Here is a 1,079-nt window from a genome sequence, read left to right as displayed (position 1 = left end):
TCTTTCCCATTTTCAGACGGCCTGTTTAAAGTAGCAGTCAGTTTGAGAAATCACGAGAAATGGGAAAGAATCATGACTGCAGCTTCCGCTCCGCTTTTACGCTTCATTACCGCCGGCAGTGTCGATGACGGCAAATCCACCCTCATCGGCCGCCTGCTCTACGACAGCAAAACCTTACTGACCGACCAGCTTGACAAGCTCAACCGCGCTGCTGAAAACGGCGAAACGCCCGACTTCGCCAGCCTGACAGACGGCCTTGCCGCCGAGCGCGAACAAGGCATTACCATTGACGTGGCCTACCGTTATTTCGCCACGCCCAAACGCAAATTCATCATTGCCGATACGCCGGGACATGAGCAATACACGCGTAATATGGTTACCGGCGCATCGACTGCCGATGCCGCCATTATTTTGGTTGATGCCACACGCGTCGATTTTTCAGGTAATGAACCTGTCCTCCTGCCCCAAACCAAACGCCACAGCGCAATTCTGAAACTCTTGGGCTGCCCCAACATCATCGTTGCCGTCAACAAACTCGACTTGCTCGACTTTGACGAAGCCAAATATCAAGCCATTACCGAAGCCTACCGCAAACTGGCGGAACAAATTGGCCTCCAAGCACAAATCCACTTCCTGCCCATCAGCGCCTTGAAAGGCGACAATATCGTCAATGCCAGCAGCCAAACCCCGTGGTATCAAGGTTTGCCGCTTTTGCCTTTGCTTGAAAGCCTGCCTGTCAACCGTCAAAATGCCGCCGACCAAGCCGCGCACTTTCCCGTACAACGCGTGGCGCGCCAAGACGGCAGCAGCAGTGACGACTTCCGCGGCTATCAAGGCAGATTGGAAGCGGGCCGTCTGAAAGTGGGCGATGAAGTTAAAGTCCTGCCCAGCGGCCATGTTGCCAAGGTTGCCGAAATCTATAATGCAAACGGTAAAACCGAATCTGCCGAAGCAGGGGAAGTGTTGACTGTCGTTTTGGATACCGACATCGATATTTCACGCGGCAACAGCATTGTTTCAGCCGACAGCGCCATTGTTCCCGAACAACAATTTCAAGCCGCGCTTTGCTGGTTTGACGA

Annotated in this window: 1 protein-coding gene; it reads left to right on the top strand. The window is 53.5% G+C overall.

Annotated features, from left to right (window positions below):
* Positions 1-72: 72 nt before the first annotated feature.
* Positions 73-1,079: sulfate adenylyltransferase subunit 1 (locus tag ACTHS3_RS14225; protein ID WP_440368274.1), on the top strand; the 1,007-nt coding region annotated here is incomplete at its 3' end.

This window comes from Neisseria sp. P0009.S007, from assembly GCF_051962515.1.
The sequence above is the reverse complement of the archived record's forward strand: the minus strand, read 5'-3'. Positions and strand labels throughout refer to the sequence as shown.